This window comes from Microcystis sp. LE19-84.1B (genome assembly GCF_027531875.1).
GTDB classification, from domain to species: domain Bacteria; phylum Cyanobacteriota; class Cyanobacteriia; order Cyanobacteriales; family Microcystaceae; genus Microcystis; species Microcystis panniformis.
On the sequence record NZ_JAPZSR010000166.1, the window covers coordinates 1 to 19,776 of the forward strand.

17 protein-coding genes, 2 tRNA genes and 1 pseudogene are annotated in these 19,776 nt (G+C 42.9%); 6 read left to right on the forward strand and 14 right to left on the reverse strand.

Annotated features, from left to right (window positions below):
- Window positions 1-137: 137 nt before the first annotated feature.
- From fabG to O9324_RS10085, 6 genes and pseudogenes are all read right to left on the reverse strand, one after another.
- Window positions 138-914, reverse strand: a complete 777-nt coding sequence (fabG, locus tag O9324_RS10060; protein WP_002766731.1) for a 3-oxoacyl-[acyl-carrier-protein] reductase — start codon at window positions 912-914, stop codon at window positions 138-140.
- 141 nt (window positions 915-1,055) lie between these two features.
- Window positions 1,056-1,955, reverse strand: coding sequence for a lysophospholipid acyltransferase family protein (locus O9324_RS10065; protein ID WP_288140113.1), 900 nt, complete (start codon window positions 1,953-1,955; stop codon window positions 1,056-1,058).
- 105 nt (window positions 1,956-2,060) lie between these two features.
- On the reverse strand, window positions 2,061-2,546 hold the full coding sequence (locus tag O9324_RS10070) for a DUF29 domain-containing protein (protein WP_288140114.1): 486 nt from the start codon (window positions 2,544-2,546) through the stop codon (window positions 2,061-2,063).
- Window positions 2,547-2,814: 268 nt separating this feature from the next.
- Window positions 2,815-3,186 (reverse strand): annotated as a pseudogene (locus tag O9324_RS10075) (PIN domain-containing protein).
- Between the two features lie 22 nt (window positions 3,187-3,208).
- A complete protein-coding gene (locus O9324_RS10080; protein WP_045362253.1) occupies window positions 3,209-3,505 on the reverse strand; it encodes a hypothetical protein in 297 nt (98 codons plus the stop codon).
- A 561-nt stretch (window positions 3,506-4,066) separates the two neighbouring features.
- Complete coding sequence (locus O9324_RS10085; RefSeq protein ID WP_288140115.1) at window positions 4,067-6,448, reverse strand: calcium-binding protein; 2,382 nt, start codon at window positions 6,446-6,448, stop codon at window positions 4,067-4,069.
- 1,002 nt (window positions 6,449-7,450) lie between these two features.
- On the opposite strand from O9324_RS10085, the gene O9324_RS10090 reads away from it, so the two are divergent.
- Entirely contained in the window at window positions 7,451-7,708 is a 258-nt protein-coding gene (locus O9324_RS10090; protein ID WP_004159933.1) for a hypothetical protein, read from the forward strand.
- The gene (locus O9324_RS10095; RefSeq protein ID WP_288140116.1) at window positions 7,701-8,477 is read left to right on the forward strand and encodes a class I SAM-dependent methyltransferase; all 777 of its coding nucleotides are present in this window, start codon (window positions 7,701-7,703) and stop codon (window positions 8,475-8,477) included. The genes O9324_RS10090 and O9324_RS10095 overlap by 8 nt, the downstream gene beginning before the upstream one ends.
- Here O9324_RS10095 and uvrA read toward each other — a convergent pair.
- Both uvrA and cysE read right to left on the reverse strand, forming a co-directional pair.
- Window positions 8,434-11,346, reverse strand: a complete 2,913-nt coding sequence (uvrA, locus tag O9324_RS10100; RefSeq protein WP_288140117.1) for an excinuclease ABC subunit UvrA — start codon at window positions 11,344-11,346, stop codon at window positions 8,434-8,436. The genes O9324_RS10095 and uvrA overlap by 44 nt on opposite strands.
- Window positions 11,347-11,443: 97 nt before the next feature.
- Window positions 11,444-12,217: a serine O-acetyltransferase gene (gene cysE / locus O9324_RS10105; RefSeq protein WP_288140118.1), complete on the reverse strand. Its 774-nt coding sequence runs from the start codon at window positions 12,215-12,217 to the stop codon at window positions 11,444-11,446.
- A gap of 214 nt (window positions 12,218-12,431) precedes the next feature.
- Here cysE and O9324_RS10110 point away from each other — a divergent pair, with 214 nt between their 5' ends.
- Entirely contained in the window at window positions 12,432-14,087 is a 1,656-nt protein-coding gene (locus O9324_RS10110) for a choice-of-anchor I family protein (RefSeq protein ID WP_288140119.1), read from the forward strand.
- On the opposite strand, the gene tsaB is transcribed toward O9324_RS10110, so the two are convergent.
- The 4 genes from tsaB to O9324_RS10130 form a co-directional block, all read right to left on the reverse strand.
- Window positions 14,088-14,690, reverse strand: coding sequence for a tRNA (adenosine(37)-N6)-threonylcarbamoyltransferase complex dimerization subunit type 1 TsaB (tsaB, locus tag O9324_RS10115; protein WP_288140120.1), 603 nt, complete (start codon window positions 14,688-14,690; stop codon window positions 14,088-14,090).
- A gap of 29 nt (window positions 14,691-14,719) precedes the next feature.
- Window positions 14,720-14,791, reverse strand: a tRNA-Lys gene (locus O9324_RS10120).
- A 63-nt stretch (window positions 14,792-14,854) separates the two neighbouring features.
- Complete coding sequence (locus O9324_RS10125) at window positions 14,855-15,727, reverse strand: aldose epimerase family protein (RefSeq protein WP_287630588.1); 873 nt, start codon at window positions 15,725-15,727, stop codon at window positions 14,855-14,857.
- A gap of 206 nt (window positions 15,728-15,933) precedes the next feature.
- Window positions 15,934-16,620: a diacylglycerol/polyprenol kinase family protein gene (locus O9324_RS10130; RefSeq protein ID WP_287630589.1), complete on the reverse strand. Its 687-nt coding sequence runs from the start codon at window positions 16,618-16,620 to the stop codon at window positions 15,934-15,936.
- A 55-nt stretch (window positions 16,621-16,675) separates the two neighbouring features.
- On the opposite strand from O9324_RS10130, the gene yidD reads away from it, so the two are divergent.
- Window positions 16,676-16,906, forward strand: a complete 231-nt coding sequence (gene yidD, locus O9324_RS10135; protein ID WP_272083374.1) for a membrane protein insertion efficiency factor YidD — start codon at window positions 16,676-16,678, stop codon at window positions 16,904-16,906.
- A 16-nt stretch (window positions 16,907-16,922) separates the two neighbouring features.
- Here yidD and O9324_RS10140 read toward each other — a convergent pair whose 3' ends face one another.
- Window positions 16,923-17,681, reverse strand: a complete 759-nt coding sequence (locus tag O9324_RS10140; protein ID WP_002785405.1) for an LmeA family phospholipid-binding protein — start codon at window positions 17,679-17,681, stop codon at window positions 16,923-16,925.
- Between the two features lie 198 nt (window positions 17,682-17,879).
- Between O9324_RS10140 and O9324_RS10145 the strand changes: the two genes are divergently transcribed.
- Together O9324_RS10145 and O9324_RS10150 are read left to right on the forward strand one after the other, a co-directional pair.
- On the forward strand, window positions 17,880-19,019 hold the full coding sequence (locus O9324_RS10145; protein ID WP_287630590.1) for a ferrochelatase: 1,140 nt from the start codon (window positions 17,880-17,882) through the stop codon (window positions 19,017-19,019).
- Between the two features lie 88 nt (window positions 19,020-19,107).
- Window positions 19,108-19,180: transfer RNA gene (locus tag O9324_RS10150), tRNA-Arg, on the forward strand.
- 270 nt (window positions 19,181-19,450) lie between these two features.
- On the opposite strand, the gene O9324_RS10155 is transcribed toward O9324_RS10150, so the two are convergent.
- The gene (locus O9324_RS10155) at window positions 19,451-19,636 is read right to left on the reverse strand and encodes a hypothetical protein (protein WP_231859623.1); all 186 of its coding nucleotides are present in this window, start codon (window positions 19,634-19,636) and stop codon (window positions 19,451-19,453) included.
- Window positions 19,637-19,776: the final 140 nt, after the last annotated feature.

The following is a 19,776-nucleotide window of genomic DNA, read 5'->3' on the forward strand; positions in this document are numbered from 1 at the left end:
TGATAACTGATAACTGATAACTGATAACTGATAACTGATAACTGATAACTGATAACTGATAACTGATAACTGATAACTGATAACTGATAACTGATAACTGATAACTGATAACTGATAACTGATAACTGATAACTGAATTAAGCCATAACCATACCACCATCGACGTTAAAGACTTGACCAGTGATATAAATAGCGGCGGGATCGGCGGCTAAAAAACGCACCATCCCGGCGACTTCTTCCGGTTTTCCGTAACGGGATAGGGGAATATATTTGAGGATTTCATCTGCTTTGAGGTCATGAGTCATATCAGTTTCAATAAAGCCGGGGGCCACGGCATTAACAGTGATGCCTCGACTGGCAAATTCCTTGGCTAAAGTTTTTGTTAAACCGATAACACCAGCTTTAGCGGCGCTGTAATTAGATTGACCCGGATTACCCATCAAACCGGATACAGAAGTGATGTTAATTATGCGGCCGCTTTTCTGTTTTAACATCAATTTACCGACGGCACGAGTGCAGAGAAAAACCCCGGTTAAATTGAGATCGATGACTGCTTGCCAGTCTTCTAATTTCATTCTTAACATTAGGGTATCCCGGGTAATCCCGGCATTATTAACTAAGACATCAATATGACCGAATTTTTCTTTGGTACTGTCCACTAAATTATCCACTTCTTCGCTTTTAGCCACATCTGCTTGTAGTGCTATGGCCTTTCCCCCGGCCGCAGTAATTTCTTCAACAACGGCATCGGCAGCACTGCTAGATTTAGCATAGTTTACCACTACAGTAGCACCCTGGCTGGCTAATTCCAAGGCGATCGCTTTGCCGATCCCTCGCGAGGCCCCGGTTACTATGGCTACTTTGTCTTGTAAATGCTGGCATTCTGCGGGTAATAGTTTCATAATTTTCTGCATTCCCCAAATAATCGTCAAATCTCAAGAGAAAACTTTGTACTGATAACTTTGCTCAAAACACTTCATTATCTCACAAGCGGGTTAATCTGACCGCAGCAATGCTCAAGTGCGATCGCTTTGTCCCCACTTTCCTGTATAGTATCAGGGAGAATTGGCCGCCACTAATTGATCGAGTTGTTGCTGCATCAAATAACAGACTTTCTCATAACATTCGCTTACATAACGGCGGTCCCGGGCTGCTTTTTTGCCGTAACGTTCAAAAATAATTGGGGGACAAACCCGGGTATGTATCGGTACGGGTAAGGGAATATTCGGCAAGGGACCGATAGCTAGTCCCCAGGGTAAACCGAAATAGATGGGACAAGTCCCGGGGTCAATACCGAAAGGCCAAGGCATACCCTTTTCATGTAATTCTTTTAATTGAGGATAAATATCCTCGAGGACAAACAGAGTCGAGTGAGCGCCGTGGGAAATGGCGGGAATAATCGGCACTTCGTACTGTAAAGCTAGTTTAACAAAAGCTTGATTACCAGCAAAATGAATTTTATTTCTTAAACTGTGGGGACGGAAAACATCCGTAGCACCTCCGGGATAAATTAGGACACTAGCGCCACTATCCAAAGCGGCGATCGCCATTTTCGGATGTGCATGAACGGCCCCCATTTGGGTCGCTAGACTAGCTTGGGGTGGGAAAAATCGCCAGACTCGCGAATCCATCAAACCATAGACTAAGCGATCGCTGCCAAAGCGTTGAAACCAATCATACATCATCATAAACATATCGGGAGCTGCTAAACCGCCGTTATGGGAGCCGATGAATAATACTTGTCCTGAGGGGGGAATATTTTCCCAACCATCGGTTTCGACGCGAAAATAATGGTGATAAAACCAATCCAGAAGGGGGACAAATTTTTCGATCACTTGCGGATCCCGATCCTCTAATGACCAACCGGTGAGGGTATCAACAGGGGCCTTGGCCGCTTCTAGGGATAATTCAGCAAAAGTGGCCGTAGATGAGACAAAAGAACTAAAAATCTGCATTGATGCCCAGTGGATAATTTAAGCGCATCTTATTATCGCAAATTTCGGTTAAAAAACCCATCGTTTGAGAACGGCTTTCCTTGATAATTTTATCATCTTTAATGTCTAATCTTCACCGTTGAACCAATTTTTATCTAATAACTGCTCTAAACTGTAAGGACATTCTGAGGGAAAATCGCCAGAAAACCCAGTTTTTTGTTGAACATAATCTAAAGCATCCTGATAGATTATCGGTAATTCCTCGGCTAAATAATTCTGTAAATTTGTCGTTAAACATTTTCTTAATTGCGTGCGAAAACTGATAATTTCTGCTCGCCAATGATTCCCATTTATTTCGGCTTCTGTTGTCCAATAGTGTAAAAGTAATAAATGCCTGATTACTTGTTCAAGTAAGCTACTGACTCGGTTTTTATCTCTTTTACTCAAGCTTTCTAATTCCTCAATCAAATGGATGACATCTAATTCATCTAAGCGATTTTCCTTGAGGAGTTTTATCGTTTCCTCTAACCAAAGATGTTGATCAATTTCGTAAAGTAGTGGCAGGGTTTCTCCTCCCTCTACTTGCCAGGGATTCTGATTTAAAGTTTTCATTTCGTTGTTTGCGGTTCTTAATAGGAGATAAGTACCCTCATATATATATTAGGCCACTTTCTCCTAATTTTGATAGTGACACGGGAAAAATCACCGCGTAGGCACCCCATACAAATTCTGACATACCATATCATTCGGAGGACAAAAGTTGACAGGGTTGAGACAGTGCGATCGCCAGTTTTGTAGGGTGCGTTACACAATGTTAACGCACCTCTTTACTGATTCAAGCTATTAAAATATGGCGTATAAATTAAAGATTGGGTTCAATTTATAACTCTACCCAATTCTCTAAACTTAATCCTTCAATCCTCAATAAATCACCGTCATTAGAAACAACAATTAAACTTTTAACTATAGCAGTAGCAGCAATTAAAATATCTTCTGTTTGTATGGGTAATCCTCTTAATCTAAGATCAGCATGAATTTCGGCTGCTTTTTCTAAAATAGCTAAATCATCTAATAAAATAATTTGATAATCCTGACAAAGTTGGTTAAATCTTTCTCTTTATTTAGGTGCAGCAACTGCCAAAAATACTCTCTTAATTTCAAAATAAGTAATGCAACTGATAAAGATACTTTTTCTTTGAGCTTTGACATCTTCAATTTTTTGATAAACTTCAAGATTACGCTTAATTAGTATCTAGCGAATAACTCATAATTACCTATTTACGCTTAATTGCTTCATCAAAAATAGCCATTTGTTCAGGAGTAAAATCGCCGCCAATTTTTGACAGGATTTCTGTGGACATAATAAAGCTACAATGCTCTTTCAATTCTGCCTCTGACATAGTGTTAAATTCCTCAAAAGGTAAATTTTTTTCAAATAATTCAACCAAATGTTTCACTATTTCTGAATAATTAAGCTCCTCTTTAAAGAAAGGACGATCTTCCATTAAAATAGAAACAACTTGCTCAATTCTCTTGATCATCGATTTTTGTCTGACATCAGTTGATAACATATTTATGCCGCCAGTAAATTTTCAATAATATTTATCAACTGCCAATATATCAAGTTTCTCGTGGTTATGCAACATCGTGAGTTCGATCTCGAATAGATCCCCGTAACGGTGTCTTGAGTGGGATGTACCGCCATTCTCATCGGATGGTGATTTCTGCGATGTCGAACCTGTTTGGGGTGAAGATGTCTTTATGGTTAAAAGATCGCAAGGGACGCACCTTATCAGACGAGGACATATTACACTATCTTTATGATAGTAGTAACCTTAGCCGAAACCATGAAGTTAATGAAGTTAATCGATACTGCTATACCCAGTTTCCCAATTGAGTAATTGGCACTTTAAAACTTTAGAGGAATTAGAAGTCAAAGTAGATAAATTGTTTAAGAAGTAACACCCCGGAGGGTTGCTTCTCTCACGGAATTTCCCTTCATCCTTGATGCTTTATCTGCTCTGAATACAATTTAATTTGGTATAAGCAGAAGTCCCATCGCTAAAAGCGAGGGACTTCTGCTGACACTCAGTTAAACACAGTAAGAGCTTATTGCCTTAAACCAGAGGATGTCACAGCACTATATTGGTAACAGGTAAACTATACACTCCAGCGATCGCCAATTGAAAGTCGCTGACTGCATCGCCGTTGGTATCCCCGCAAAGGAGACCGCCGTCAAAGCGCAGTTGTCCCGCTTGACCTGAAAAATCCGAGGCACCAATAAACGTGAAACTCTGATTACCATCGTTGAGGGAGTTGGCATCAATGCCAGAGATGTCAATAGTATCAAGATCAGTATTGAAATCGAGGATATTGTCTTGGTTTGCACCTTGACCGATTTCATCAACGGTGTTGAAGATAAAACGGTCCGGACCTTCACCTCCCGTTAGTTGATCTGACCCTAATCCTCCGATAAGAATGTCCTCACCACTACCACCGTTAAGTTTGTCCTCACCACCGCCACCAATAATGACGTTATTGGCAGCATTACCGGTGATATTATCATTCCCCCAATAGCCATTTATTTCGATATTGTTACCGACAAAAGCCGTATTAGAGAAGTCGAGGGTATTGGCACTCCAATCACCGACGATGGTGACTTTTCCTGTTACTCCTGTCCCGTCGATGGTTTCAATGCCACTATTGGTGCTAAAGGAAAGAATCCCCAGGTCCACGTCTCCTGTACCCAAAGCCACAATTTTATCCACCCCAGAGGTGCCGGTATCGGTATAGATGTCGTAGCCTTGGAAACTCGACCAGCCTCCGGCTAGATTACCGGAGACATAATAAGTGTCTGAGTCTTCACCTCCATCTAATTGGTCATTGTCTGCGCCGCCATAGAGTAAGTCATTGCCAACCCCACCCGATAAAGTGTCAGACCCCCAATCTCCATCGAGTAGGTCATCGCCGCCGCCACCATTGAGAATATCGTTTCCCCCGTAACCCATCAGGTGTTCGGCAAGATTCGTACCTGTAATCGTGTCGCTAGAGTTATCACCGTAAATAATGGTTTTCTGAAGATAGAAATAGTTGAGCCAACTGGCAACATCATTCAGGCGAGCATTGGCATCGCCGTCTTCGTTGACGAGACGATTTTCTTCGATGGTAAAGCCAATATGATAGAGTCCATCGGCTACGGTATTGACTAAATTTTTACCGAAGTATTGGGTTGTCGCTCCGTCATTTTGTACCAGGTGGTAGCCTGTTTCCTCATTTCCCTCATCGTCACCGTGGAGGAGGATAAATTCGTCATAGTGATTAGTGCGAACCCACTGATTGAGGGTGCGAATATCATCGCTGGTAATCCAGCCATCAGCAGCGATACCTGTAGCTGTAACGCCATCGACTAATAGATGGTTAAGTCCGTCGGCGGCGGCGGCTCCGGCGTTAATATCCCCCGCATTTGTCCACTTGGCTAAGCCAGTATCGATTTTGATGGTATCGACAATTTTGTCTAATCCTGTGCCAGTGGTGGACTGATCAACGTAAAAATATGTTACCCAATCTGCTACGTCTTTGACTGTGGCATTAGCTGCACCATCTTCGTTGAGAAACCGCCCATTTTGGATCTCAAAACCAATATGATAGATTCCGTCGGCAACGGTATTAACTAGGTTTTTCGCAAAATATGTGGTCTTAGCGCCGTCATTTTGAACTAAATGGAAGCCAGTTTCTGTTGTGCCGTCATCATCCCCATGCAGAACAACAAAAGTGTTATAACGGGTGGCATCAGAGCGAATCCAATTGTTAATTTGTGCAATATCGCTTTCGGAAATTGAACCATCGGCGGCGAGATTGTAGGTGGTAATCGCTGTTTTTAATAAATCATTCAGTCCATTGGCAGCATCAGCACCGCCAGCAATTTCTTGCCAAGGTATATTTTGCGCTAAACCCTGATCAGCAATGACTAATTCCGTAATCTGATCAAGTCCGGTATTAGTTGTTGCCCGATCTGTATAAAATTGGGTTAGCCAATCCGCTACTTGGGTGACAGTGGCATTGGCGTTACCATCTTCATTGACAAAGGTGCCATTTTCGATTAGGAAACCAATGTGATAAATGCCATCAAAAACCGTATCAACTAAATTCTGATTGCGATACTGTTGAGTCGCTCCGTCATTTTGGACTAAATGAAACCCTGTTTCTGTTGTACCGTCATCATCGCCGTGGAGAGCAGTAAATTCTGCTAAACGGTTAGCACGAATCCAGCCATTAATCGCGGTTACGTCACTGACAGTAAAAATGCCGTTACTAGCAACTCCAGTGGCTTGTTTGGCTTCTAATATTAACTGATTTAATCCGTTAGCCGCCGTCATTCCACCCGTAATATTTGTGCCGAGATTAGCACCAGCAAGTCCCGGATCTCTGCCAATTCTTTCAACCGTTTGATCTAGTCCCGTTCCGGTTGTTCCGCTTGGGGAATTTTGCACCATCGAATAAGATTTGCTTGCCATAATTTTTAACCATAAAAAATAAGGTAGTTAGTGAAATAGCAACAATTGTTAGACAAGTAACGACAAAACCCCACTAAGGCAGGTTTATCCTAAATCCAGTTAGCAAAACCCAGTTATCATCAGAGACCACTGAAGTGGTCACATGGAACAAAAAGGCTTGTCCACTGCACTGGATCAGGGGGATTTGGTGTTACCCTGACAATTGCGGATCGATATCCTCACCCACACCCGAAGTCGATCCCAACGATTGGACAGTCTCAGATACTCAATAAGTTCTAACCGATTGTCTTGCCTCTGCTCAGACTATCGAACGAGGCTTTCCGACCTTGATAGTCCTGAGTCGGCGTTTGATAATCTAACCTTTGATGGAATCTTAGCTTATTGTAGCACTTTATACAGATATATGGTCTGCGCTGCTTTTTCTCTCTTAGCGTTGCTCAAATAAAAATACCTGATCTTGCGCGTAACTCAATTTAAACCCATGCGATCGCTGCAAGCGTCCGATCAGATGGCTGACAACCGACTCGGTGCTATCTACTTTCGCCTATAAAATAACTTTACATTTCTTTGATCACTTTTGGAAAATGCTATCTTGTGGATGGAACAAAAGAGCTAAAAATCTCCATTGATGCCAATTGGATAATTTAAGCGCATCTTATGATAGTCTAAATCTTTTCTTAAAGATGGCAGTAGGAAAGAGCGGCTACCGTGAGAGAGTAGTATCCATCGTCTCGGTCTTGAGTGGGATGTATGGCCATTCTCATCGGATGGTGGTTTCTGTCATGTCCGACCTGTTTGGGGTGAAGATGTCTTTATGGTTAAAAGACCGCAAGGGACGCACCTTGTCAGGCGAGGACATATGACACTATCCTTATGATAGTAGTAACCTGAGCCGAAACCATGAAGTTAATGCAGTTAATCGATACTGCTATACCCGGTTTCCCAATTGAGTAATTAAAGAAGCTAAATCATGAAATTTAAGTTTTTAAAAGGAGTTAATCAATGAAAACAATTAGTTTTAAAACCCATGGGGGAGAAGATGGAACATTACAAATATCTTTACCGCCTGAACTTAAAAACACAGATTTAGAAGTCACCTTAGTTTATCAGCCAATATCTCTAAAAGAAAAAGAAGAAAAAACCACATTTAGCCAATGGCAAGAAGGCTTCTTTGAAGAAGTAATTGGCGGTTGGGAAGGTGAATTATTAGTAAGAGAAAAACAGCCAGATTATGAGGAAAGAGCGATCAAGAATGATTAAGGACAAAAATCAGCAAACCTATAGAGACCCTAGTATTGTCGGTTATTATGCCCAATTAACCGCGCTACAGCCGGCAGAAAGGACAATTTTAACCCTGCTGCAACAGCGTTTATCGACGATGAAAATGCTTGATTTAGGGGTAGGTGCGGGACGGACTACGAAGTATTTTGCCCCTCTTGTGGGAGAATATATCGGTGTTGATTATTCTGCGGAAATGATCACCGCTTGTCGTCAAAAATTTCCCCATTTAGTCTGGCAAGTGGCCGATGCTAGAAATCTAGAACAATTTGCCGATAATTATTTTGATTTTATTCTCTTTAGTTTTAATGGCATTGATTATATTTCCCATGCTGACCGTTTCCTAGTTTTAGAGGAAATTAGCCGCATCGGTAAAGCGGGTGGTTATTTTTGCTTTTCTAGTCATAATCTTCAGGGAATTATCCCAGAATTCGATTGGAAAAAAAAGATTAGTTTGAATCCTTTTAGTAGCTATGTCAATTTACTCATCTGGGTGATTTTGCGGGCCTGTAATCCCTCTCTTAGCTACGAACAGTTATTGACTGCTGACTATGCAATTATTCGCGATGAACCCCATAATTTTCGTCTCCAAAATTATTACGCCACACCCAAAGAACAATTAAGACAGCTAAGGTCTTACTTTCAAGAGATTAAAATTTATTCTTGGAAAACCGGTCAGGAAATTAAGAGCGAACAAGAGTTAAATACTAATCTTGATCATTGGCTTTATTATCTCTGTGTTCTTCCCTAATATTATCCTGCTTTTTTGGGGGATATTGAAGTAATGCTTGAGCAAGATAATGACCGGTGTAGGATTGTTCACATTTAGCCACGGTTTCCGGTGTTCCCACCGCGATTAATTCTCCTCCCTTATCCCCTCCTTCCGGTCCCAAATCAATAATCCAATCGCTACAGCGAATCACGTCGAGATTATGTTCGATGACGATAATCGAATTACCTTTATCGACCAATCTTTGTAACACATCTAAGAGATGATGCACATCATAAAAAGATAACCCCGTAGTCGGTTCATCGATCAAATACAGGGTTTTTCCCGTGGCCCGTCGGGATAATTCGGCCGCTAATTTCACCCTTTGTGCTTCCCCACCGGATAAAGTGGGAGCGCTTTGACCGAGTTTACAGTATCCTAAACCCACATCCACGAGAGTTTGTAATCTGGTGGTGGCCCGGGGGACATTTTCAAAGACTTTTAATGCTTCCTCGATCGTCATATCTAAGACATCGGCGATCGAATAACCTTTATACTTAACCTGTAGGGTTTCTCGATTGTAACGCGCTCCTTTACACACATCACACTGCACATAGACATCGGGGAGAAAATTCATCTCGATCACGTTTACCCCTTGGCCTAGGCAAGCTTCACAGCGTCCTCCCTTAACATTAAAAGAAAACTGCCCCGCTTTGTAACCCCTAGCTTTTGCTTCGATGGTTTCGGTGAAAATCTCGCGAATAATGTCAAAAACCCCCGTATAGGTGGCAGGATTTGACCGAGGAGTGCGTCCTATTGGTGATTGGTCGATGACAATTACTTTATCAACCGCGTCCAATCCTTCCACTTTCTCTAATTCTTTGGGGAAGGGAGTCAAACGGGTTAAATGATGTTGTAAAGCTGGATATAATAACTCATTAATTAAGGTGGATTTGCCTGAACCAGATACCCCCGTAATCGAGACTAATTTTCCTAAAGGAATCGTTACATCAATATTTCTTAGGTTATTTTGATGGCAATTTTTTAAGACTAAAGCATTACCATTCCCGTCCCTTCTTTGGGGAGGAGTTTCAATAACTTTGCGTCCCGATAAGTAGGCCCCTGTTATCGATTTTTTCGACTTTAACAGGTTTTTAAAACTGCCTTGACAGATGATTTCTCCGCCATGAATGCCCGCTTTGGGACCAATATCGACCACATAATCGGCTGCCCGAATCGTTTCTTCATCGTGTTCGACGACAATTAAAGTATTACCTAAATCTCGCAATCTTTGCAGGGTTTCTAACAGTTTACTATTATCTCTTTGGTGTAATCCAATGCTAGGTTCATCGAGAACGTATAATACTCCCGTTAATCCCGAACCGATTTGAGTAGCTAATCTAATTCGTTGGGATTCCCCCCCGGATAAAGTCATCGCTGGTCGATCGAGGGTAAGATAATCTAATCCCACATCGATTAAAAATTGTAGTCTCGCTTTGATTTCTTTGAGAGCTAATTCCCCAATTAATGCTTGTCTTGGGGTTAAATGACAATCATTAATTCTCTGCAAACAATCCCGAATCGGAACTCCAGTAAAATCCGTGACCGTATATTCTCCTAAACGTACCGATAAAGCTTCCGGTTTTAATCTTTTTCCGTGGCAAACTTCACAGGTTTGGTTAACAATATATTTCTCTAGTCTTTGTTTAATAACTTCCGAGGTGGTTTCTTGATAATTTCTATCTAAGATATTGATAACTCCCGCAAATTCTCGATAGTAACCGCGACCAGTATCGTAACGGTAATCATCTTCAAAATAGATCGGTTCTTTACTGCCATAGAGAATGATATCCTGCTGGGTTTTTGTTAGTTTCTGCCAAGGGGTTTGAATTTCAAAACCTAAAGCTTGCCCTAAACCGTAGAGGAGAGAAAGATAGTAGGAATTATCCTTATCTGACCAGGGGGCAATAGCAGAATAAACCGGTTGTTTCGGGTCTGGAATGACTAAATCTGCCGAAAATTTCCGTAAACTGCCCAATCCGTGACAGTTGGGACAAGCACCGTAGGGAGAATTAAAAGAGAATAAACGGGGGGATAATTCTTCCATAACTGCCCCGTGTTCGGGACAGGCAAATTTTTCGGAAAAGACAATTTCTTTGGTAACTTCGGGATTATCTTCGTTATTCTCATCGAGAATTTCCACAATCGCTACACCGTCGGAATGCTTTAAACAAGTGGTTAAAGAATCCACTAATCTTTCCTGTAAACCCTCTTTTTTGATCAGGCGATCAATAACAATTTCGATATCATGAAGATGTTTTTTATCTAACTCGATGCCCTCGGATAATTCTACTACCTTGCCGTCAATCCGCACCCGGGCAAAGCCTTGGGAGGCCAAACTAGAGATTAATTGCTTATGAGTGCCTTTTTTGCCGCGAATTACTGGGGCTAAGATTTGAAAACGGGTTTTATCGGCTAATTCCATCACTCGATCGCACATTTGATCGATGGTTTGGGGGGCAATATTGCGATCGCAATGGGGACAATGGGGTTCCCCAGCACGACCGAACAATAAACGCAAGTAATCGTAAATTTCCGTAACAGTTCCCACACTAGAGCGGGGATTGTGGGAAGTGGATTTTTGGTCGATGGAAATAGCCGGACTTAAACCCTCGATCGCATCCACATCGGGTTTATCTAATTGTCCTAAAAATTGGCGCGCGTAGGCGCTGAGGGACTCCACATAGCGGCGCTGTCCCTCGGCAAAAATAGTGTCGAAAGCGAGGGAAGATTTGCCCGATCCCGAAACTCCCGTAAAAACAATCAACTGATTGCGGGGTAATTCGATATCAACATTTTTGAGATTGTGTTGTCGGGCGCCACGGATACGGATCGAGTCAGTTTGAGCCATCGGATGGTGCCAAGTAGTCCTTAACAATAATAGCTTTGACGAATGGGTTTCAGCTACTAGAAAACCAGTCTTCTATCATATCAAAAGATTCTCGGGGTTAAACCGCTCTTTCGAGAAACTCGCGCATATCTTGATCGGCCGCGGGACAACAGCTATGACTCGCTTCTTCTTCTAAATGGGCTAAAACTGGGCAATTAATCCGATAATCTGGTTCTTTTGACCGTTCTAGCCGCAATTCGTACACTTGTTTTTCCAGTTGTTCGATGCGATCCACCAAAGCGCGAATAGCCACCGCTTCCGAGTCGGGTAAATCACCGTGTTCGAGAGGTTCCACCCGCGTCCCGGCGCGATAGATTAAACGACCGGGTACACCAACAACGGTACAATCGGCGGGAATATCCCGCAGAACCACAGAACCAGCGCCGACGCGAACGTTATTACCCAGATAAATATTACCTAAAACCTTAGCCCCAGCGCCGACGACCACATTTTCCCCTAGAGTCGGGTGACGTTTACCGCTTTCTTTCCCCGTCCCTCCTAAAGTAACTCCTTGATAGATGAGGGCATAATCACCGATAATGGCGGTTTCTCCGATGACAACTCCCATGCCATGGTCGATAAAAACACCCTGACCAATTTGGGCGCCGGGGTGAATTTCGATACCAGTCAGAAAACGGGCAAGATGGGAAATTAAACGGGGAATAAAGGGAATCCCGATGTGATATAGCCAATGGGCGAAGCGATGGCACAGTAAAGCCTGTAATCCAGGATAACAAAATAGTACCTCTAACCAGTTGCGGGCAGCGGGGTCACGTTCAAAAATGATCTTGAAATCGGCTAGGAGAATAGATAACACGAGTCTTGATTCCATATTGATCGAGCTTATACTAAACCATGTTATCACTCCGGTAAATGAGCCGTTCAACTAAAAGGCGATCGAGTAAGCTGTTTTCCTAGTTCGCTTTTACTGACCTTGGCCAAATTTTGAAGATATCCTTAATTTCTCTCTTGTTTAATCTTCCTTTAACTTGGGGCTGAAAAAATGCGATTGTTTGGCGTTTTTTTGCAGGTTTTCAGCTAAAAATATGATTCATGCTATCGACCGTCACCATGGGAAAATTCTATTAACCTTGCTGTCAATTGCTGGCAGTATCAACATCGTTACCGAATCGGCCTCAGCTTTAAATATCACGCGATTGAGCAGTCTTGGCAATAGTACAACGGCTGCGAATAACTTCGGGGCAGAAATTCCCGCTTATGACCCCGCTAGTCGAAAATTATTCGTGACTGGTCCCAATAATCGTCTAGATATTGCCGATATCAGCAATCCCGCTAGTCCAATTCGCTTACCCTCGATCGATCTTAGCTCCTACGGTGCGGGGGTTAATAGCGTTGCCATCCAAAATGGTATCGTGGCCGTGGCCATGGAAGCTAATCCCATTACCAATAACGGCAGTGTAGTATTTTTCGATACTAATGGTGTCTTTCAGAGTCAGGTGACTGTGGGCGCTTTACCAGATATGTTAACCTTTACTCCTGACGGTAATCGGGTTTTGGTCGCTAACGAAGGGGAAGCAGCTAATGGTGTCAATCCCGATGGTTCCGTTAGTATCATTAACCTTAGTGCTGGTGTTCTCAAACCCACGGTCAACACTGCCACCTTTACCAGTTTTAATGGTCAAGAGAACACTTTAAGAAATCAGGGAGTCCGCATTTTCCCCGGTCAAACGGTTTCCCAAGATGTGGAACCAGAATACATCACCGTTTCCGACGATGGAACCACTGCATGGGTAGCTTTACAGGAAAATAATGGTATTGCCGTAGTCGATATTGCTAACGCTCAAGTCACCAGTATTTTACCTTTAGGAGCCAAAAATTTTAACGCACCGGGTAATGGTTTCGATCCTAGCGATCGAGATGGGGTAGTATTTGGAGGAGCGACTAATTCTCCCGCAGTGAGAATTAATAATTGGCTGGTTTTTGGCTTATATCAACCGGATACGATCGCCACCGTTACCATCGCCGGACAAACCTATTTAATTACTGCCAATGAAGGGGATACTAGAAATGAGTCTCGACGAGTTTCTACTCTAACTTTAGACCCCAATGCTTTCCCTAATGCGGCCCAATTGCAATTAGCCCAAAATCTCGGCCGTTTGGATGTTTCTAGCATCGACGGACTTAATGCCCAAGGTCAATATAGTCAACTTTTTGCCTACGGTGGTCGTTCTTTTTCGATTTGGAATGTCACTAATGGACTGTCCCAAGTCTTCGATAGTGGCGATGATTTTGAACAAATTTTAGCGGCTTTTTCGGCAACTCCCCTAACTCCTAGTATCTTTAATTCCGATGGTAATCCTAGCAGTTTCGATAGTCGTAGCGATAACCGCGGGCCAGAACCGGAAGGTTTAGCCGTGGGAACTGTAGGCAATCGTCTCTATACTTTTGTGGGAATAGAAAGGGCTGGCGGTTTCATGGTTTATGATATCACCAACCCTAGTCATCCTTTCTTTGTTGATTATATCAACGATTGGCAATTAGGTGATATCTCTCCCGAAGGATTATTATTTATTCCCGCTGCCGATAGTCCCAATGGTACTCCCCTGTTAATTGTGGCCAATGAAGTTAGTCGTAATGTGGCGATTTATTCCGTTGAACCCGTACCCGAACCTAGCGCAGTTTTAGGATTGCTAACCCTCGGATTAGCTGGTTATAGTTTGAAAAAAAGAGGAAATTGCTAATCACATCCCGTAAAATGGTAGCGCCTCCGACCAATGGGGGCGTTTTCCCGTTTGCCAGTCCAAATGGGCTAAATCGAGGATATCGGCGGCATTTATGCCTAAATAACTGGGTGTGGCTAATCTTTGATAGGAAATAGTTAAGTTTTCTAAAGTGTGCTGCCATTGTTCCAACGTCATCAGGCTATCAGCTAAATAAACCCGATTACCCCGATAGATACCCACATACAATTGTCCCCTAGTGGCGGGCATTTCTAGGGCTAGATGGGTATCAAGGGGGTAAAAATCCCGTTGTGACCAAGCAAAGGCCGCTAAACTGGAGACGGTAAAAATCGGTAGCTGTAATTGTTGTGCTAGGGTTCTAGCGGTGACTATACCGATGCGGGTACTGGTAAAGCTACCCGGCCCCTTAGCCGTGGCTAGAAAGCCTAAATCAGCCCATTTTTGCGGGGCTAGGAACTGTTTTAGATAGGGGTGGAATAGGTTTGATAAGTCCCTGTCTAAGTCCCAAGTTTGTTGACGACTATCATCACTGAAATTAGAGAGGGCCAGTCCTAGTTGGGGACTGCTGGTATGCAAGGCTAATCCATAGACAGGGGAAGACAAGTCAATCTTTCTGTATCAGTAAGTTTTTATGGGTCGCCTGGGATTCGAACCCAAGACCAATCGGTTAAAAGCCGAGTGCTCTACCGCTGAGCTAGCGACCCGTTTCGTGTTCTGCACACGATTCATCAATATAACATCTTATTTGGGCTAAGTCAAGGGGTAATTTAAATTTGATTGACTCGCATTTCCACGATCGCCTCACGGCTACTATGGGGTTCTAGGTAGGTCAAATGTTCGCCTGTGTTGAGGGCGTTGCGGGGAGCGCTCCAGGGTTCGAGACAGATATAATTTTTATCTTTCAGAGTCCAAAAAACTATAGTTGTATAGAGATTATCGTAACTGAGGATAATTTGACGCTGATGATAGGAATCACTAAAACTACTTTGATGGCGCGTAATTTGCAGAAAAGCGGCATCAATTTCTTCGAGATTAAAGTCAAAGTTACCAGAGTAAGAATGGAAGGTTTTCGTGCGTTGATCGAGGTATTGGGAGGAGGGAATATCAAAGGATAATCGGGTTTTATCTGTGACTTGAAAATAGGGATGAAACCCGATAGAAAAGGGCATTATTTCGGGGGAAAGATTAATAAATTTTTGGTGAATTTTGAGGCTGTTTCCTTGCAGTTGATAGGTAAAAATTAATTGAAAATCAAAGGGATAGACTTGACGAGTGGCTTCATTACTGTTTAATTCTAGGGTTAAACTAGCGGCGGTTTCGGCAGTTTGTTTGCTCACTTGCCAGGGTAAATCACGAGCAAATCCGTGTTGTTTCAGGGTATAGTTTCGGCCTTGGTGTTGATAGGTATTATCGGGTAAGTTGCCACAGATAGGGAATAAAATCGGGACTCCTCCGCGGATGCTGAGGTTAGGATCTTTGAATCTTTCTCTGTCCAGATAGAAAATATCTTCTCCGCAAATTTGCCAACGGGTGATGATTCCTCCTCTAGCGGGAACCACTTCCAGATAAGCGTCAGCCTCTTCATCCTTGAGACAATAGGTAAGATATTGATTTTGGTTTTGAGTGATAGTAAAGGTCATATCAGTTATCAGTTATCAGTTATCAGTCATCAGTTATCAGTCATCAGTTATCAGCTAACATAGAACGTAGGTTGGGTTGAAGCATGAAACCCAACACCCGATCATGTTACGCTACCACTAACCCATCCTAACAAATAATTGTGCCTCCCTACTTAGCTTAACCAATTAGGTTTTAGATTCGGCCTTTGTGAATAAGCTGAGATAGACTAGCTTGAGATGAAAATTTGGGTAAGAAAATAGGCAATGGCGGCGCTACCAATCGGTACAGTGAGATTATCTATACCTAGTTTCGAGAAAGTTTCTAGAATAGTAGCTCCGATCGCCGTTAATAAAGATACTAGAATAATTGGCGGATTAATGCCATTAACAAAAGATAAAATAATCAAGCTGACTAAAAAGCTGATTCCCAACATAGTCAGGGAACCTTCCAGACTTTTGCCACTGCCGAAAATTTTGTAGGGATGTTGACCAAAATTTTGTCCCACTAGGGCTGCTAATCCGTCTCCTAAAGCCATAATTAAAATACCCATTGCTGCGTATTCGGGGTGAGAAATTGGCCAAAAATAAGCCACGAGAACACCGATACTAACAGCATAAAAAAAAGTTCCCCAACTGCGGCGACCGACACTATTAAGACTGGGTAAAATCGGGAAAAAATAGGATAGGATAGCGATAGTTGCCGCTAGGATGGCCGCACTTATTCCCACCCAAGCGGGGATATTTAACCACCAGGCAAAAAGGATGACGTTTCCCGTGCCAATGTGGACAACTTTGCGGGTAATTTCGCCATCGGTACTGAAAACCCTTTTTAATTTTTCAGCGATCAGAATCAAAACAGCTAGATAACAGGCGACCAAACCGATCGAAAATAGGAGAGAGTGGGATAGTTCCACGTGGCAAAAGCGAAAATTGACTATCTATTTAGTTTAGGCGATCGAGGTGACATTGATGAAAGGAATTTTTATTGGCTTAATTGAGGGATATAGACGGTTTATTTCGCCGCTATTTCCCCCTTCCTGTCGTTTTCAACCCACCTGTTCCCAGTATGCCATGGAAGCGATTGATCGCTTTGGTGTGCTGCGGGGTTCTTGGTTAGCAATTAAGCGTATTCTCCGTTGTCATCCCTTTCACCCCGGAGGTTACGATCCTGTGCCTCCCTGTGGCCACAAGCACGATTAAAAGCCAAAAATCCTGCCTATTTTCTTTGGGGAAAACGCTCGATATCGGCGATACCATAAAAGATGATCTGTTTATCTTTTAAACGTAGTCGATCGACCCTTAATTGAGTACCATCGAGAGCAAATTTATCTAAATCCATGAGGTTGTTAACGTGGCTGATTAAAGCTTCTCCTAAAGCTTTTGATCTTTCGTCGCCTTGATAAACCACATCAACAAATTGAATTTTTCGCCGTTCTTCCACAACCACAGCAGTGGTCATTTCTAGAAGAATTGGTTCTTCTTCTCCCAATTTAATTAGACTTTTCAGAGTTAAAGTTTTATCGTCATTGAGAATTAATTCCGTGTTCTGACAGTGAATTGATTTACCTTCGTACTCTAATCTTTGCAGTTTTTCGACAATAAAAGGTGTATTAAAAGAGGTGGTTAAGTCTTCTTCCGTTAAAACTACCCGCAAAGTGGCTCGCGTCGGTTGACGGAGTTTTACCTGTCCGGTAAAAATGGCACTAAAATCGATCGCCACCGCTTGCACGTACAATTCCATGGCTTCGATGCGTAGGCCATTGTACATCAGCATCGACTGACCGATAAAGTCAAAACCGTCGATACTGCCTTGCAGTAATTTGGCTACGGGTTCGGCGCGGACAGTCGCTGTCAGCTTGCCTGTGCGTTTGAATAATGCAGCGATCGCAGCACTCACCACTTTACTGATGAGTTGATCGCCGCTCTGATTGGGAAAAGGTAAGCTACCAAACACGCCTGCTGTCATATCTCTCATAGGTGGGACTGCAACGATCTTAACATTATTTAAAGTTTCTTTACATCTCGTTTTATTAATCAGGATGATAAGCAATCTGTATGATTCTGTAGAGGTTATAAATTTTTAGCGGTCTATCCCGTGCGAGGGGATAGGATAGAAAAGTGCTACTATCCCAGTGATATAGCGTTTTTCACTTAGAAAATCGGGGTTAAAAACGTGGTTGCCATTTCAGATCAACAACCGTTAGCCGCTACCCACAACCACAGCGATCGAGTGGCGGTATTATTGATGGGATACGGGGAAGTGGAGAGTTATGAGGACTTTGCCAACTATAATGAACAGGCCTTAAATTTGCTGACGGCTAAGTTCGCTCCTGTGCCGACTTGGGTTTATCCTCCCCTAGCGAAATTATTGGCTATATTTGACCTACACGAATGGCAGCACCAACATAATCACTTTATTTCACCCCATAACCACATTTTTGAGCATCAAAGACAGGAAATCGAGCGCAATTTACAGGCAAAATGGGGTAATCGGGTGGAGGTATTCAAAGCGTTTAACTTCTGCGCGCCTTTTTTACCGGCACAAGTATTAACGGAAATCCGCGAAGGGGGATTCGAGAAAATTTTGATCTATCCTCTCCTCGTGGTTGATTCTATCTTTACCAGTGGCATTGCGATCGAACAGGTTAACAAAGCTTTAGCTCAAGGACAAACGGGGGAACATTGGGTTAAAGGATTGCGCTATATTCCCTCGTTTTATAACCAACCCGCTTATATAGATCTAATGGCGCGGTTAGTGGAGGAAAAAATCGCTGCTGAGGTAGCTAGTAGCTGTCTTCCCTCGCAAATTGGCATTATTTTGATGAATCACGGTTGTCCCCACGAAGCTAAGGGATTTACGTCGGGAATCGATGAAAGTCAAGCTTTATACGAGTTAGTCCGGGAAAAATTAATCTATCGTTATCCCTTGATTTCTGTGGGTTGGTTAAATCACCAAACCCCCTTAATTAAATGGACGCAACCGAATGCAGAGTTAGCGGCGAAGAATTTAATCGAATTGGGAGCCAAAGCCTTAATTTTCATGCCGATTGGCTTTGCTACGGAAAATCACGAAACTTTACTGGATGTAGAGCATATTATCGAAGCTTTACGCCGCAAGCACGACCAAGTTAATTATGTGCAGATGGCCTGTGTCAACGATAACCCCGAATTTTGCCGGATGGCTGCCGATTGGGCCGAGGAACATATCGAAGCTTTGTTATCACAAGAGGCTTTATCTGTCAATAGTTCTGTAACAATTCCTCACATTCATTCCGATCATCATCATCACCACGGACATCACCATCATCATTAAGCTTGGACAGTGGCAAAGAGGGGTAGCGGCGAAAATTAGTCCTACCACTTGTCACTGTTGGAGCTATAATCTATAATTGTGCTTTCCTGGGTACGTAGCTCAATGGATAGAGCATCCGCCTTCTAAGCGGACGGTTGTAGGTTCGATCCCTACCGTACCCGTTATTGTTAACTAGGGATGGGAAATTCTCTCCTATCGTCCCGGGGACAATCGCTTTGATGCGGTGAGCGTCGAATTAGGTCAGTTGAGTCCCGTCAGTTGATATTAACTGTGTTTAATTTAGTTTGCGATCGAGTTGAAGCGCAGTCAAGGGAGAAGGCAAAGGCGAATCCGACATACTGCGCCAAAATATCTCACGGAATGAGGATAGGTCGCCTGAGAAGGAGTAAAACAAGAGAAACTACCTGAAACTCCTTCTTCTGTGCATCCCTCTATTTAATAGTTTGCCCTCTTTGCAATAGCCTTTCTCGTCTCTTTTGACGGGATTCTGTTTCCAGTTGGGCGAGTATATCGTCTAAAAAAAGATTATAAAGCTCAATCTGGCGGTTAGTTTCCCGTAAGCTTTCAAGACATTGTTTTCTCGTTGCTTCATCGGGATAGGAGGTGCGGTAAGTCATCATCGGAAATTTTGGGTCTGAAACCCCGCCGTTCTACGGCGGCTTTACGTTAGAATTAAAAGGCCAGTCTCGAAAACCAAGTGGACGGCGCAGCACCTTGAAAACTCGGCTTAGGGGGTTCCGACCAGAAAAGCTTGGCC